The organism is Frankia sp. CcWB2, assembly GCF_977927585.1.
This window is the reverse complement of sequence record NZ_CDWRCM010000317.1, coordinates 2,797-3,214: the sequence shown is the minus strand read 5'-3', so window position 1 is coordinate 3,214 and position 418 is coordinate 2,797.

Below are 418 nucleotides of genomic sequence, written 5' to 3'. Positions count from 1 at the left end.
GCTAGAAGTACCTTCCTCAGTCTGGAGGGTCCGACCTTACGGACCGGCGGGCACCCCCAGCAAAAAGTTATCCACAGGCCCTTGTGGAAAAGCTGTGGGCAACCGGCCGGAACCTGGGGAGGACATCGGGACGGAAACCGGAAACCTGTGGACACCCGAGACCACAGCCTCGACGAAACCCAGCTGGCAGGCGCCCGCATCGCGAGTGCCCTGTGGATAAGAAAAAGTTTCGGATCTGCTCGTCGCCCCTTGCCCCACGCACAACGAACTCCCCTGGCCGGCCGCCTGAGACGGTCGGCCAGGGGAGCCGGTACAACGAGCGCGGCGGTACAGCGGGAGAAACGGCGGACGCCGCCGTCAGAACCGCCCGGCCTCGGGCCCATCCGGCCGCGATCAGGCCCGCCCGGCCCTGGTCAGG